This is a genomic window from Christensenella minuta (assembly GCF_003628755.1).
GTDB classification, from domain to species: Bacteria; Bacillota; Clostridia; order Christensenellales; family Christensenellaceae; genus Christensenella; species Christensenella minuta.
Genome location: NZ_CP029256.1, coordinates 2,518,916 through 2,533,162 on the forward strand (window position 1 = coordinate 2,518,916; position 14,247 = coordinate 2,533,162).

Genomic DNA, 14,247 nt, shown 5'->3' on the forward strand with positions numbered 1-14,247 from the left:
GGAACAGCTCGTCCGGCGTGAGCTCGATGGCCGAATTCCCGCTTCCGCAGGCCGGAAAAACGGTGCCGAACCGCTTGAGGGAAACATCGAGGTAAGCACGGACGCCTTCCGGGTTGGCGAACGGGCATACCCCGCCGATTCCGTGGCCGGTCATCCCCTCGACCTCGTCTGCGCAGAGCATCCGTGCCTTGCACGCAAACTGCGCGCGGTATTTGGGATTGTCAATCTTCGCGTCGCCCGCACATACAATCAGCACACATCCTTCATCCACGCGGAAGGAGAGCGTCTTGGCGATGCGTGCGGGCTCGGTGCCGAGTGCCTGCGCGGCGAGCTCTACCGTCGCGCTGGAAGCCGGCAGTTCGAGAACGTCATCCTCCCGGCCGAATGTCCTGAAATACTCTTTTACCTTGTCGATTGCCATATGGTGAATCTCCTGATGAAAAATAATTGCGCTAGGAAAGGCGTTCCCGCAGCGTATCATACAAAGTGCGGGTCTTCTCCCCATCCGGATAGCCGATGTAGATATCTGTGGCGTCCTTTCGCACGATGCGGAGCATGGGAGAGGCGTCCGCGCTTCCGAACAACATAAAACCGCCGGCTTCTTCAGAGCTGAAATACCCCCTGAGCGTGCCGCCGAAGCCGCCGTAACCGTTGGTGCGCGCCGCATGGGGAATGATCTCCCCAATTCTCCGTTCCGCAAGGGAAACGGAAGCCACATCCGCAAACGGAACGGAAATGCCGTACATCCCGTGGATCACGATTTTATCTTTTTCTACGTCTACGGAAAGCGGCTGCTCGCCATAAACAAACATGCAGGCCACCACGGCAAGAATAATGGCCGTCACAAGTATGGTCGCGATCGTGATTTTGGGGCTGCGCTCTTCCATGCGGTTCTCCTTTTTTCCTATTATACCATTTGTTTCGCGGCAAAAAAACAGGAGAAGGGCAATTGCCCTCCTCCCGCATAAGATTGCTGCACTTTACGATGCTTCCACTGTGGGCGCCGCGAACTGGCTGTTGTACAGGTCGGCGTAAAAGCCGCCCTTTTTAAGCAGCGCGTCGTGCGTGCCCTGCTCGATGATGTCGCCGTCCTTCATCACGAGGATGAGGTCCGCGTCCTTGATAGTCGAGAGACGGTGGGCGATCACAAAACTGGTGCGGCCCTGCGCGAGATTATCCATTGCCTTCTGGATCAGCGCCTCAGTGCGCGTATCGACCGAGCTTGTGGCCTCGTCGAGAATCAGCATGTCCGGGTCGGCGAGGATGGCGCGCGCAATGGTCAGAAGCTGCTTCTGGCCCTGCGAGATATTCGATGCGTCTTCGTTGAGGACCATCTCGTACCCATGGGGCAGCGCCTTGATAAAGTGATGCGCGTGCGCGGCCTTTGCCGCCGCGATCACTTCCTCGTCGGTCGCGTCCATACGCCCGTAACGGATGTTTTCCATGATGGTATCGTTATACAGCCACGTATCCTGCAGCACCATGCCGAAGTGGCGGCGCAGGTCCGCACGGGTGAAATCCGTCGATTTATGTCCATCAATCAGGATCTCGCCGCTATTGAGGTCGTAAAAACGCATCAACAGCTTAATCATGGTGGTTTTGCCCGCGCCCGTGGGGCCGACGATGGCGATCTTCTGTCCGGGCTTCACCTTCGCGGAGAAGTCCTCGATGATGATTTTGTCCGGGTTGTAGCCGAAGTGCACGTCTTTGAATTCCACGTTGCCGTCCACATGTCCGGGTTTTACGGGGTCGCTTGTATCCGGCGGCTCCTCAGGCTCGTTTAAGAACTCGAATACGCGTTCGGATGCGGCCGCCGTCTGCTGAAGAATGTTGGAGATGTTCGCAAGCTGGGACAACGGCTGCGTGAAGTTGCGCACATATTGCACGAAGGCCTGGATGTTACCGACAGTGATGGTACCCTGCGCGGCGAACCAGCCGCCGAGGACGCACACTGCGACATAACCGAGGTTGCCGATGAACGCCATGATGGGCTGCATCAGGCCGGACATAAAGTTTGCCTTCCATGCCGCCGCATAAAGCTTCTCGTTTTCACCGTTGAAGACCTCGATGCTTTCCTCCTCCCCGTTATAGGCGGAGATTACGTTGTGCCCGCCGAACATTTCCTCCACATGCCCGTTGACCGAGCCAAGGTAGTCCTGCTGCTGCTTAAAAAATTTCTGTGAGCGTTTTACTACCTGGAAAATGAGCGCCAAAGCGATGGGCACGATGCATAGCACAACGAGGGTCATCACCCAGTTGATGGTAAACATCATCACCATCACGCCGACCACCATCGTGACCGATGTAATGATCTGCGAGAGGCTCTGGTTGAGCGTCTGGCTGATGGTATCCACGTCGTTGGTCACGCGCGACAGCACGTCGCCGTGGCTGTTGCGGTCGAAATAGGAAAGCGGCAGGGTATTGACCTTTTTGCTGATGTCCTTCCTCAGGCGGTAAGTCACCTTATTGGCCACTCCGGTCATAATATAGCCCTGGATATAGCCGAACAGGGCGGATATGCCGTAAAGTATAACAAGCATAATGAGAATCTGGCCGATGCGCACGAAATCGATGCCTTCGCCCGATCCGCTGATCTGGCCCATGACTCCCTCGAAAAGGACGGTCGTCGCGTTGCCCATCAGTTTTGGGCCAATGATGGAAAACACGGCGGAAGCGACCGCGAAAATGAAAACGACGATCACGGCAACCTTGTATTTGCCAATATATTTCAGCAGGCGGCCCATAGAGCCCTTGAAATCCTTTGCTTTTGCGCCGACTATGGGAACGCCGTGGCCCGGGCCGCCGGCAGGCCCGCGCCTTGCCCCCGACGGAGGCCGTTTCGTTGTATTTTCACTCATGACTGTAATTCCTCCTCCGAAAGCTGTGACAGGGCGATCTCGCGGTAGGTCTCGCAGGATTCCATCAATTCCCTGTGCGTGCCCTTGCCGACGATCTTCCCTTCGTCGAGCACGATGATCTGGTCCGCATCCATAATGGTGCCCACGCGCTGCGCGATAATCAGCACGGTCTTATCCTTGATCTGCTCGCGGATGGCTGCGCGCAGCTTCGCGTCCGTCTTGAAGTCGAGTGCGGAAAAGCTGTCGTCGAACACATAAATGTTCGGGTCCTTGACGAGCGCCCGCGCGATCGAAAGCCGCTGCTTCTGGCCGCCGGACACGTTGGCGCCGCCTTGTGAAATGCTTGCCTCGAGGCCGTTCGGATTTTTATTGATAAACTCCGAGGCCTGCGCCTCCTCGGCGGCGGTGCTGAGCATTTCATCGCTTGCATTTTCGTCCCCAAGGCGCAGGTTGGAAGCAATGGTCCCGGAGAACAGAATGGATTTCTGCGGCACATAACCGATCTGGTCGCGCAGCTCGTGGCGCGTCACGTCACGTATATCCACGCCGTCGATAGTAACGCTGCCGCACGATACGTCGTAAAAACGCGGGATCAGGTTTGCAATTGTGGATTTTCCCGAGCCGGTCGGCCCGATAAAGGCCGTCGTCTGGCCGGGGACTGCCGTAAAATCGATGTCAGTGAGCACGTTGTCCTCCGCGCCCGGATAAGCAAAGCACACGTCGTTGAATTTGAGCAGCCCTCTTGGGTCCTCAAAATGCTTCGGGTTCTGAGGATCGTGGATCTCCGGCTCCGTTTCCAGTACGTCCGCGATACGGTGGGCGGAAACGGATGCACGGGGCAGCATGATGAACATCATCGACATCATCAGGAAGGCCATCACGATCTGCATTGCATACTGCATGAAGGCCATCATGTCCCCTACCTGCATGGAGGACGTGGCGATCTGGTTTGCGCCCACCCAGATAATCAGCAGGGAAATACCGTTCATGATGATCGTCATGACCGGCATCAGCAGGGCCATGGCCCTGCCCACGAAAAGCTGGTTATGGGTCAGGTCCCTGTTGGCATTGTCGAAACGTTTGAGTTCAAAGTCCTGCGTATTGAACGCGCGGATGACCATAATACCCGAAAGGCTTTCACGCATGACAAGGTTTAGCCGGTCCACAAGAGACTGCATCTTCTTGAATTTGGGCATCACGATCGCAAAGATCGAGCCGATAAAGCCGAGCAGCACAATGACCGCAAGCGCGATGATCCACGACATGGATACGCTCTTGCTGAGTGCCATAAAGACCCCGCCAACGCCCATGATCGGCGCATAGATCACCATGCGGATCATCAGGATAACCACCATTTGGATTTGGGTCACGTCGTTCGTATTGCGCGTGATGAGGGACGCGGTGGAGAACTTGTCGAATTCCACATTGGAGAAATTTTCCACCTTGGTAAAGGTTTTCTGCCGCAGGTCGCGCGCCATGCCCGCGCCGGCCTTTGCCGCAAGCAGGCCCACCACAACCGTGCATGCCGCAGAGCCGAGGGCCAAGAGCAGCATGAAGCCGCCGTTCTGCCAGATATAGTCCTGCTGGATGGCCGCCAGGTCAAGACCCAGATTCTGGTATTCCTGTTTTACGGCCGGAATGGCGGTCTGCGTCAGCAGGCTCTCGTCCATGCTCCCAAGCTTTTCCTCTAAAAGGCCGGACAGCGCACTATATACGGCCTGCGAATCCGGATAGGAATTGAGCGCGGCAAAAAAGTCCGTTCCCTCGGGCTGCTGCGCGTAATAAGCCATGAATTTCAAAAGGTCCTCGGGAATCTGCGCGGTTTTTTCGGACCCGTCCGCATTCTGCTGTTTATCGAGCGCAAGGGTGTCCGAGCCCTCCTGCGACGCTCCCGCAATCTGGTCGATCGCAGAGACAGAGGCGAACGCCTTGGAAAAAGCCGTATTGAGGGAAGCGTCCGTTTCTTCGCTTATTTTGCTTTCCACATACACATTTTCCTCCGCAAGCGCGGGATATTCTGTCAGGTAGGCGTCGTAATCGGCGCTGTTTTTCGTGACGAGCGTGTAATTTTCCCGCACCAGGGACTGCTGGCCTTCGTCCATAAATCCAAGGAGCGTGTTCATTGTACCCTCGCTCACGGCGGCGGGGACCGCATTTTCTATCCCACCCTGCTGGATGCCCGTGTCTACAATCCTGGACATATAGTTGGGCAGCGATAAATCGCAGTATGCCTGCCCGAACAGGAGCAGGACCGCCGCCAGCACCAGTGCGGCATAGGGCTTCATATACTTGATGATGCGCCTCATAAAATGTCGTTTTTCCTTTCTTTCTATAGAGCCGTTTCCTGCCGTGGATATTCCGCGGCGATTCTTCCCGATACTTCCGTTCGTTTATGATACTGCGGTTGCATAAAAATGTCAATAAGATTATTAAATTTATTGACGAGGTTGCATAAATGTGATAATCTCGTTTTAGAATCTTGCGAAAGAAGTAATTAAAATGGCAGGCAAAGACACAAAAACAAGAATTAAGGAAATCGGGCTGAAGCTGTTCCAGGAACGCGGCTTCGAGAACGTGACGATCAATGAAATCTGCGAACAAAGCGGCGTAAACAAGCACACCTTCTATTACTATTTCAAATCAAAAGACGAGCTTTTGAAAGACTATTACGAGCTGCCCTACGACATTGGCACGAAATACTTCGTGCAGATGCTGAATGCGGAAAACTATGTGGAACAGCTCTGGCTTTCTTATAAACCTTTTTTGGACCGTATAAGCGAATCCGGGACGGAAATTTCCCGGCAGCTTTTTATCAAAAACATCAATCACGATGTGGGAACGTTCCGCGGCGGCCACCGCCGGAGCGAACATATGAAAATGCAGGCCGGGATTATCGAAAAGGGGCAGGCGGCAGGCGAAATCCGGAATTCCTCCGACCCGCAAACGCTGTGCATGATGATCCACCAGACGTTTGTCAGCACACTGTTTATGTGGTGCATACATAACGGCACGTTCGACCTGCCGCTTTACATCCGCAGCAGCGTGGAGGCAATGCTGGATGTAAAGCCCGAGCTGCGCGCCCATCCGGGCCTCAGCCTTACGGATATCTGGTGCCGCGACGAGGGGCAGGCAGAGCGGAACGAACGGCGGCCGGCAGGGAGCGGAAGAACGGCGCATGAAGCGGCCGGCAGGGAGCGGCAGGGAACGCGTTGACCGGCTGTCTAAATAAAGGAGTGGAAAAAATGGGGAACCTAACGGCAATTTATTTCAGCCCCACCGGGGGAACGAAGCAGTATGTGTGCGCGGTCGCGCGGGGGATCGGCAGCTACGGCGAGCTGAATCTGACCGACCGGGAAACGAGGGCGCGGGAGTACACGTTTTCCGCGGACGATCTTGTGGTGGTCGGCGTGCCCGTTTACTATGGACGCGTCCCACAGCTGCCTGACGATCTGCTGCGCGGCCTGCACGGAGACGGTACGCCCGCCGTCTTTGCGGCGGTTTACGGCAACCGCGAATTTGACGACGCGCTTTTGGAGCTTTCCGGCCGGTGCGAAAAGCAGGGATTTCGCGGCGTAGCGGCGGCGGCCTTCGTCGCCCAGCATACGTTTTCCGCGAAGATCGCAGCGGGACGGCCGGATGCGGACGACCTGCTGATCGCCGAAGAGTTTGGGAGAAGCGCGAAAGCGTCGATGGCGGAAAAGGACGGGAAAGGGCTTTCCCTGCCGGGGAACCGGCCGTACCGTTCGTTCCAGGTTGCGCCGTTTATCCCCAAAGGAGATAAAAAATGCACGGCCTGCGGGGCGTGCGTACGCGTGTGCCCGGCGGGAGCGGTTGCGCCGGAAATGCCGCGGCAGACGGACGCGAAAAAGTGTATCCGCTGTCTTGCGTGTGTGCACGCCTGTCCCGTCCATGCGCGTAAAGTGGGCGGACCGGTCTATGGTATGGTGACGCGCAAGCTGGAAAAGGAACTGGCAAAAACGGAAAAAGAAGCGAGGCTGTTCCTGCCCTGAGAAAGAATTCATAAATTTTTATGAAAGAAAAGCGCTCTGTGGAGCGCTTTTGTAATTGCAGAGAAAAATCGGGGATAGATTTGTATTGACTTTATATCGCCCGGGCAATACAATATATACGTATCTTAAAAATATTTAAACACAGCATCTTGTGTTTCGGGCAAGGGAAGTCGGGTGGAAATCCCGCGCGGTCCCGCCGCTGTAAAAGCCGAGCAATGCACGATATGCCACTGGAGGAAGCTCCGGGAAGGCGTGCGGCGCGCCTGAGGCTTGAGCCAGAATATCTGCCCGAAGCGTCAGCGCCACGGAGCATGGCATCAAAAGGCCCGGTCTTTTCCATCGGTATCGGTAGCATAAGGCCTGCACTTCGGCGCGTACAAATACGCGCCCGCTTTTTTTGCGCGGCAATGGATGCGGCACCTGTCAAACCAACTTTTATTCCGGAGAAGGAGAACCAGCTATGATTACGCAGATCAGAAAGAGAAACGGAAGCACGGAAAATTTCCAGAAGGAAAAAATCACATGGGCCATTTTTAATGCCGTTACCGCCGTAGGCGGGGACGATTTTGATACGGCGCAAAAGCTCTCGAACGAGGTGGTGGACCTTGCGAACCTGCGCCTGAAAACGGAGATCGCGGACGTGGAGGAGGTTCAGGACCTTGTAGAAAAGGTTCTCATCGAACGCGGACACGCGAAGACCGCGAAGGCCTATATCCTCTATCGTGAAAAACGCCGCGCGGCACGGGAGAGTAACGCCCTCATCGGCGCGACGATCGATATGTTCTCCGATTATCTCGACGATAAGGACTGGCAGATCAAAGAGAACGCCAACACGCAGAAATCTATCAACGGTATGAACAACTATGTGCGGGAAACGTTCACCAAGCAATACTGGCTGCACGAGGTATATCCGCAGGAGGTGCGCGAGGCGCACACGGGCGGCGCGTTCCACATCCACGACCTTGGGTTCTTCGGCCCGTACTGCGCGGGCTGGGATTTAAAGCAGCTTCTCTCGGACGGCTTCGGCGGCGTGCCCGGCAAGGTGGAGTCCTCCCCGGCCAATCACCTGCGCTCCTTTTTGGGGCAGGTGGTAAATTCCACGTTCACCACGCAGGGCGAGACCGCTGGCGCGCAGGCCTGGTCGTCGATCGATACCTATTGCGCGCCCTTTATCCGCTATGACAACATGACCAAAAAAGAGGTCAAGCAGGCATTGCAGGAATTTATCTTTAATATCAACGTCCCAACGCGCGTGGGCTTCCAGTGTCCGTTTTCAAACCTCACCTTCGATATCGTCGTTCCGCGCACCTTAAAGGACGAAGCCGTGATCGTGGGCGGCAAGGTGCGCCGCGAGACGTACGGGCAGTTCCAGAAGGAAATGGATCTTTTCAACGAGTGCTTCTGCGAAGTGATGCTCGAGGGGGACGCGCACGGGCGCGTATTCACCTTCCCCATTCCCACCATCAACGTGACGGGCGATTTTGACTGGGACAGCCCGGTGGTAAATAAATTCATGGAGATCACATGCAAATACGGTATTCCGTATTTCTCCAATTATATCAACTCCGACCTTTCGCCCGAGGATGCGCTTTCCATGTGCTGCCGCCTGCGGCTTGACACCAAACAGCTCCGCAAGCGCGGGGGCGGTCTTTTCGGCTCGAATCCCATGACAGGTTCGATCGGCGTCGTTACCATTAACCTGCCGCGCATCGGGTACCTCTCAAAATCCGAAGGGGAGTTCAAGGCGCGCCTGTGGCAGATGGTGATGCTGGCGAAAAACAGCCTCGAAATCAAGCGCAAGATGATCGAGCACCAGACGGAACGGGGCCTGTATCCGTTCTCGGCCCACTACCTGCGCAACGTGAAAATGCGCACAGGCCAGTATTGGTATAACCATTTTAATACGATCGGTATCCTCGGAATGAACGAGGCGCTTTTGAATTTCTATGGTGACGGCACCGACCTTACGACCGAAAAAGGACAGGAATTCGCGGTCTCCATCATGAACTATATGCGCGGCCTGATGACGGAGATTCAGGAAGAAACGGGGCATTTCTACAACCTCGAAGCAACGCCTGCGGAGGGCACAAGCTACCGCCTCGCGGAGCTGGATAAAAAGAAGTATCCGGATATTATCTGCGCGGGAGACGAGGACGTCGCCTATTACACCAATTCTACACAGCTCCCGGTCGGGTTCACGGACGACATTTTCGAGACGATGGACCTGCAGGACGAGCTGCAAAGCCTTTATACGGGCGGCACGGTGCTGCACCTGTATCTCGGCGAGCGCATTTCCGATGTCGAGGTGGCGAAAAACCTGATCCGCAAGGTGTTCACCAATTATAAGCTGCCGTATATCTCGCTTACGCCCACCTTTTCCATCTGCCAGGAGCACGGCTATCTCGACGGCGAACAGTTTACCTGCCCGGAATGCGGAAAGGATACGGAGGTATGGAGCCGCGTAGTCGGTTACCTGCGCCCGGTGCAGAATTTCCATAAGGGCAAAAAGAAAGAATATGACGAGCGGATCAAATACCAGATCAGGGAGCAGGGCGTTTGAACATCGCGGGACTGCTGAAAACGGCGACCATCGATTTTCCGCGCCGCCTTGCGGCGGTGGTGTTTACGGCGGGCTGTAATTACGACTGCGGATTCTGCCATAACCGCGGCCTGCTGGATGCCGCGGATTTCAAGGACAACGGCGAGGTGCTGCGTTTCCTTGAAAAACGCGCGGGGCTGCTTGACGGGGTCGTGATCTCGGGCGGAGAGCCCACCCTGCAAAAAGACCTTGCAGGGTTTGCGGCAACGCTGAAAGAGCTTGGCTACGACGTAAAGCTCGATACCAACGGAAGCAATCCACAAATGGTGGGCAGGCTGCTTGACGGCGGCCTTGTGGATTATGTGGCAATGGATTACAAAGCGCCGCTTGCCCGCTATCCGGAGGTCTGCGGGGCCGGAGCGGACGGCTTTTTAGAAACGCTCGGGTTGCTGTGGGATTCGGGGATCGAATGGGAACTGCGGACCACGGTGATTCCCGAGATCAGCGAAGCGGAGCTGCGGGAGATGGCGGAGGCTGTTTCGCCGCTGCCCCTTTATGCTTTGCAGCTTTACCGCCCGGTGCGGATCGAAAAGCTGCGGGTCTATACGCCGCAGGACGTCGCGCGGATGGCGGAGGGGCTGAAAGGCATCCAGCCGAACACCCTTGCGCGGTGCTGAAAAAGGATTGAAAAACGGCTGCGGGTTTATATCCCACAGCCGTTTTATTATGTTTTTTTGTTAGCCGGCGGAGCCATCTGAAAGGTAGAAGGTGTCGCGGCCCAGCTCTTTTGCTTTGTAAAGAGCACGGTCCGCGAGCTGATAAAGCTTGCTGTAAGTCATTCCCCCTGCGGAAGCCGCTGCGCCGATGCTGACCGTGAGGTGCTTCCCCGGCTCTATAGAGATACCGTGCATCTGCGCGCACAGGGAAGCGCATTTTTCCGTCAGCGTCCGGGTGTCGCGGATATTCTTCATATAGACGATAAACTCGTCGCCGCCCGGCCGCCCGACAATATCCTCCTTGCGGAAGCTGCCCTCCAGCAGGGAAGCCACCTCCCTGAGTATTTCGTCGCCGTGCAGGTGCCCGTAGGTATCGTTGATCGATTTGAAGTGGTCAACATCAATCAAAAGCAAGGCGCCCATGTCACCGCTGCCGAGGCCTGTAAGGGCTTCGCTGACCAGTTCAAAGCTGGTCTCCGCGTTATAGATATGCGTCAGGCTGTCATGCTGTGATTTTTTAAGAAGCGTTTCCTTTTCCCGCTTTTCTTTATCGATTACGTTGATCTTTCCGATGGCATAGACGGGCCTGTCGTTGTCGCATACTGTTTCAAGGGCGATACGCAGCCAATGCCGGCAGCCATCGGTACACAACAGGCGGACCTCGTGGATGCCGTCTTCGCGGCAACGGATGATATCGAGGAACGCCCGGTATTTTTCTGCGTCTTTGCCGTTTAGGTCCTTGGAATTAAATTCAAGCAGCGCCGGTTGGTTTTCACCCTCTTTTGGCGGGATGGAAACGAACATGATATCCGTATCGTAGTTATATTCAAAGAAATATTCGTTCATAAGCGCGTATACCTGGAAATGCTTTTTCAGCTCCAGCGCGTTCTTCCTATTCATCTTTGCCCGCTGGCGCAGGAAAATGAGCAGGATCGCAATGATCGCAATAGAAATACCCGCGATGACCGCCACGGATTCTACCGGATATTCAAACACGAAATCCCCAAGGGAGGCAGGCGGCTTCTGCGTGATGTTCTGGTTGATGATGGACTGCATATCCGTTTCGGAAATGGTAGAGTTGATCTTATTGAGTATGGACAAAAGGTCCCAATTGCCCGGCTTGACCACGCCGAAACAAATTTTGCGCGGTTCGTAGGTCTGGGGGACCAGCTTGAACTTGCGGTATTGGGGCAGGTTGGTATAATACTGCGCGGTGTAGGCATCCACATAGGTGTAATCCGCCTCTCCTCTGGTAATCGCCTGGATGCAGGCGAGTGTTGAATCGAAAGGAACGACGTTCCCGGCGAACTCTCCCTTATAGGTGCTGGTCGAAAGCAGGGCGAGCCGTTTCCCCTTGATTGAGTTCTCGCTTAGCTCCTTATCGATCATCAGCAGGTATTGGGAAGACACATAAGGCTGGGCGAGCGATACGCCGTGCTCACGGGCAAAATCGTAATTATAAGGAATTCCGGCAACGATATCAAGCCCGCCTTTTTGCGCCAGAGCATACATCTCGTCCCGCGAATCGAAGGGAATCAACTCGAATTCAAGGCCTGTCTGCTGCGAAATATAATCGAGAAGACCGATGGAAATCCCCTTAAGCTCACCGTTTTCATCCTGATATTGGTAAGGGGGCTGCCCAACAAGGACGCCCACCCGGAGGCGCTCAGCCGTACTGGCATACGCCGCTTCAGAGTCGGACAGGTACAGCGTATCGCTTGCGGGGAAAAAATATTTTTCGTAAAGCCCGGAGGAAAAAGAAGGATTGGCCTGCTCCACGCTGAGAATGGCAGAATTAAGTTCCTCCATCAGGCCGCTGTCGTTCCCCTTGGTGGTAACGAGGTAAAAGGGCTTGGGCGCAAAACGCGCTACGGTCCGCACTCCTTCAATATAATTCATGCTCACGTTGAGCATCATATCCGCCGTACCGTTTTTCAGGGCTTCAAGCTGTTCCTCGCTGCCTTCGCAGCGGACGTACACCGGAGTAATCATATTCATTTTACAATAATCTTCCAGCTCCTGTTCACGCTGTCCGCCCTTGCCGGCAACGGCAATGCGGAAGGTCTGGGGCGCCTGCGAATTGATGGTAATATCCTGCGGGGAATCGTGAAGCACCTGCAGGATCGTCTCCACAGAGCCGTAGCTGTAGCTCGCGTAGTCATACTGCTGGCCAAGTTCCTCGCTGTAAAGCATTCCGCCCATCAGGTCGATTTCTCCCTTTTCCAGCATGTCCATCAGGGTAAGGAGGCTCTCGTTAGGATCGCCGGAAACCTCAACAAATTCGTAATTCCACCCCGTATACTGGGCGATCTCCTCCAGATATTCGTAAGTATAGCCGGAGTAATTCCCATATTCGTCAAGCTGGGTAAGCCCCGTTTGGATCGGAAAAGCAACCCGCACGGTGCGGGTGCCTTTGGCCATGGCGTTTGCGGCGGGCGCCTCCATGAAAAGGAGGAGGGCGGCCGTAAGCAGCAGGCACAGGAACAGTTTCAATTTTGCCGAAGACCTTATTTGTGTTTGCATAATCTGTTTCCCGTAGGAGGCCGGCTCCGGTAGCGGGAGGGGCGCGGCTACAATAATAATAGCGGACAGGCAAACGCCTGTCCCATACAATACCTAACTTATATTATAATATTTTTGCTTTCTAACTACAAGAAGATAAAATATTATAAATTGTGAATATCGAAAGGGTCAAAGCGGAACAGGTACCCTTTGTAAACGTGCGATATTCCGTACATCCTGGAATAGACTGTGAGGCTGCGGCGGAAAAAAGTTCGTCGATCTCGAGAAATTCGCAAAATTCCTGCGCCGTGCGCAGGCCGCGCTTAAACCCGTCGAGAAGCCGCCCAATGGGCATGACCTTCTGCGCCGCCCAGCGGTCGGCCATGTATTCATATTTGTTCTGGATGTGCGGGTCCGCTTCCAATAGGTTAATGGCGCACGTAGACTGGTGGCCAAGCTCGTGCGCTGTGACAGCGTTCCTTTGAGCCGTATTATCGAGACTGCTGCTGAGAAAAATAGTCTTTCCCACGGTGAGCGCGTTAAAGTCGCTGCGGAACGTATAGGTTTCAAGGGAAATATCGTTTTTCCCCAGCTCTTCTTCCAGAATGTCGCTTAACATGGTCAGATTCCACCCCCTTGCTGCGGAAGACACGCCATGCCTGCCGCGTAATGCTGCAAATTCATTATAACAGGAGGGAATGCCTTTTCATGTCATGCGCGCCGCTGCGGAAAAATTTTTTTTAAGAATCCCTGCGCTTGTTATAGATCGCAATGATCTCCTCGATCTCACGGCGTTCGTCTTCGGTAAGGCGGTCGTAGCCCTTGGGCGCGGAAAGCGCCACAAGCGTTTCGTCGGCGGCGCCTTCGGAAGCCGGCTCGTCCGTCAGGCAGAGGATAAAGTCTACGGAGACGCCGAAAATTTCAGACATCTTTTTCAGGGCTTTGATGTCCGGCTCGTAATTTTCATTTTCCCAGCCGGATAACGCGCCCTGCGTTACGCCAAGCTGCCTGGCAAGGTCGGTTTGCTTCATACCCTTGCCCTTACGCAATTCTTTGATTCGATTCATGGGGGGAATACCTCGAATATTAGGAATACTTATATTAACTTTGCTGATATTTCTATTTTACTGAATCATGGGCGGTTTTTCAACGAAACAAATATTAGAAAAATTAATATTTAGTGTTGACAAATGCAAAATTCAGCGGTAATATTAAGTAAACTAATATTAAGGTTGCTAATATATGGAGGGAATATGAAAAAGAAGAAAATGGAACCGGATCTGCCGTTTGTCAAAATTGCGAAGCGGGAACAATGGAAAAAGAGGCCGGTCCGCAGGATACGGAAGGCGGGTGATCGCGGATGAAGGTCGCGGATGCGCCCTATATCAGGAATTATATAGCGGCAGGAGAGGAATATCCCCGTACGCTGTGCGCCCGGCAGGAGGAAGCGGAGGAACGCCTGTGCATGCTTGAGGACGAGCGCCGGGATGTGGAGGAGCTGTGCGGGCTCGGTCTGGACATCAAGGAAGATGTGCTTGATTATTACGACCGCGAGATCAGGGAGTGCGAGCGGCTGGTCGCTTATTTTGAAAACGCGCGGCGGCGCTGAACGGGGGAGAGGA

11 protein-coding genes, 1 pseudogene and 1 riboswitch are annotated in these 14,247 nt (G+C 54.6%); of the genes and pseudogenes, 5 read left to right on the top strand and 7 right to left on the bottom strand.

Features of this window, described 5'->3' with window-relative positions; all coding sequences use genetic code 11:
* Window positions 1-13: 13 nt before the first annotated feature.
* From B1H56_RS15205 to B1H56_RS12040, 4 genes and pseudogenes are all read right to left on the bottom strand, one after another.
* Window positions 14-505, bottom strand: a pseudogene (locus tag B1H56_RS15205) (YbaK/EbsC family protein); the annotation flags it as partial.
* Window positions 453-887, bottom strand: coding sequence for a hypothetical protein (locus B1H56_RS12030; RefSeq protein ID WP_066520851.1), 435 nt, complete (start codon window positions 885-887; stop codon window positions 453-455). The gene B1H56_RS12030 and the pseudogene B1H56_RS15205, both read right to left, overlap by 53 nt.
* A 93-nt stretch (window positions 888-980) precedes the next feature.
* Window positions 981-2,858, bottom strand: a complete 1,878-nt coding sequence (locus B1H56_RS12035; RefSeq protein WP_066520854.1) for an ABC transporter ATP-binding protein — start codon at window positions 2,856-2,858, stop codon at window positions 981-983.
* Window positions 2,855-5,164: an ABC transporter ATP-binding protein gene (locus tag B1H56_RS12040; protein ID WP_066520856.1), complete on the bottom strand. Its 2,310-nt coding sequence runs from the start codon at window positions 5,162-5,164 to the stop codon at window positions 2,855-2,857. The genes B1H56_RS12035 and B1H56_RS12040 overlap by 4 nt, the downstream gene beginning before the upstream one ends.
* 193 nt (window positions 5,165-5,357) lie before the next feature.
* On the opposite strand from B1H56_RS12040, the gene B1H56_RS12045 reads away from it, so the two are divergent.
* The 4 genes from B1H56_RS12045 (at window position 5,358) to B1H56_RS12060 (ending at window position 10,084) form a co-directional block, all read left to right on the top strand.
* Window positions 5,358-6,071: a TetR/AcrR family transcriptional regulator gene (locus tag B1H56_RS12045; RefSeq protein ID WP_066520858.1), complete on the top strand. Its 714-nt coding sequence runs from the start codon at window positions 5,358-5,360 to the stop codon at window positions 6,069-6,071.
* A 29-nt stretch (window positions 6,072-6,100) separates the two neighbouring features.
* Window positions 6,101-6,868: a 4Fe-4S binding protein gene (locus B1H56_RS12050; RefSeq protein ID WP_066520864.1), complete on the top strand. Its 768-nt coding sequence runs from the start codon at window positions 6,101-6,103 to the stop codon at window positions 6,866-6,868.
* Window positions 6,869-7,009: 141 nt separating this feature from the next.
* Window positions 7,010-7,174, top strand: a riboswitch (cobalamin riboswitch).
* Window positions 7,175-7,328: 154 nt separating this feature from the next.
* Complete coding sequence (locus B1H56_RS12055; RefSeq protein ID WP_066520868.1) at window positions 7,329-9,428, top strand: ribonucleoside triphosphate reductase; 2,100 nt, start codon at window positions 7,329-7,331, stop codon at window positions 9,426-9,428.
* Window positions 9,425-10,084, top strand: a complete 660-nt coding sequence (locus B1H56_RS12060; protein WP_066520869.1) for an anaerobic ribonucleoside-triphosphate reductase activating protein — start codon at window positions 9,425-9,427, stop codon at window positions 10,082-10,084. Before B1H56_RS12055 ends, B1H56_RS12060 begins: the two co-directional genes overlap by 4 nt.
* Window positions 10,085-10,144: 60 nt before the next feature.
* Here the strand turns inward: B1H56_RS12060 and B1H56_RS12065 are convergent, their stop codons facing one another.
* The 3 genes from B1H56_RS12065 to B1H56_RS12075 all read right to left on the bottom strand — a co-directional run bounded on the left by B1H56_RS12065 (window position 10,145) and on the right by B1H56_RS12075 (window position 13,692).
* The gene (locus B1H56_RS12065; protein ID WP_066520872.1) at window positions 10,145-12,646 is read right to left on the bottom strand and encodes a transporter substrate-binding domain-containing diguanylate cyclase; all 2,502 of its coding nucleotides are present in this window, start codon (window positions 12,644-12,646) and stop codon (window positions 10,145-10,147) included.
* 121 nt (window positions 12,647-12,767) lie between these two features.
* Entirely contained in the window at window positions 12,768-13,244 is a 477-nt protein-coding gene (locus B1H56_RS12070; protein ID WP_066520875.1) for an ImmA/IrrE family metallo-endopeptidase, read from the bottom strand.
* A 121-nt stretch (window positions 13,245-13,365) separates the two neighbouring features.
* Window positions 13,366-13,692: a helix-turn-helix transcriptional regulator gene (locus B1H56_RS12075; protein ID WP_066520878.1), complete on the bottom strand. Its 327-nt coding sequence runs from the start codon at window positions 13,690-13,692 to the stop codon at window positions 13,366-13,368.
* A 293-nt stretch (window positions 13,693-13,985) separates the two neighbouring features.
* Here B1H56_RS12075 and B1H56_RS12080 point away from each other — a divergent pair, with 293 nt between their 5' ends.
* Window positions 13,986-14,234 (top strand): hypothetical protein, encoded by a 249-nt coding sequence (locus B1H56_RS12080; protein WP_066520879.1) that lies wholly within the window; start codon window positions 13,986-13,988, stop codon window positions 14,232-14,234.
* Window positions 14,235-14,247 lie beyond the last annotated feature (13 nt).

Bases quoted from the DNA above. Each gene is read 5' to 3' on its own strand.
- B1H56_RS12070 (WP_066520875.1), bottom strand. From the start codon at position 13,244: ATGTTAAGCGACATTCTGGAAGAAGAGCTGGGGAAAAACGATATTTCC.
- B1H56_RS12065 (WP_066520872.1), bottom strand. From the start codon at position 12,646: ATGCAAACACAAATAAGGTCTTCGGCAAAATTGAAACTGTTCCTGTGC.
- B1H56_RS12080 (WP_066520879.1), top strand. From the start codon at position 13,986: ATGAAGGTCGCGGATGCGCCCTATATCAGGAATTATATAGCGGCAGGA.
- B1H56_RS12075 (WP_066520878.1), bottom strand. From the start codon at position 13,692: ATGAATCGAATCAAAGAATTGCGTAAGGGCAAGGGTATGAAGCAAACC.
- B1H56_RS12040 (WP_066520856.1), bottom strand. From the start codon at position 5,164: ATGAGGCGCATCATCAAGTATATGAAGCCCTATGCCGCACTGGTGCTG.
- B1H56_RS12035 (WP_066520854.1), bottom strand. From the start codon at position 2,858: ATGAGTGAAAATACAACGAAACGGCCTCCGTCGGGGGCAAGGCGCGGG.
- B1H56_RS12055 (WP_066520868.1), top strand. From the start codon at position 7,329: ATGATTACGCAGATCAGAAAGAGAAACGGAAGCACGGAAAATTTCCAG.
- B1H56_RS12030 (WP_066520851.1), bottom strand. From the start codon at position 887: ATGGAAGAGCGCAGCCCCAAAATCACGATCGCGACCATACTTGTGACG.
- B1H56_RS12045 (WP_066520858.1), top strand. From the start codon at position 5,358: ATGGCAGGCAAAGACACAAAAACAAGAATTAAGGAAATCGGGCTGAAG.
- B1H56_RS12050 (WP_066520864.1), top strand. From the start codon at position 6,101: ATGGGGAACCTAACGGCAATTTATTTCAGCCCCACCGGGGGAACGAAG.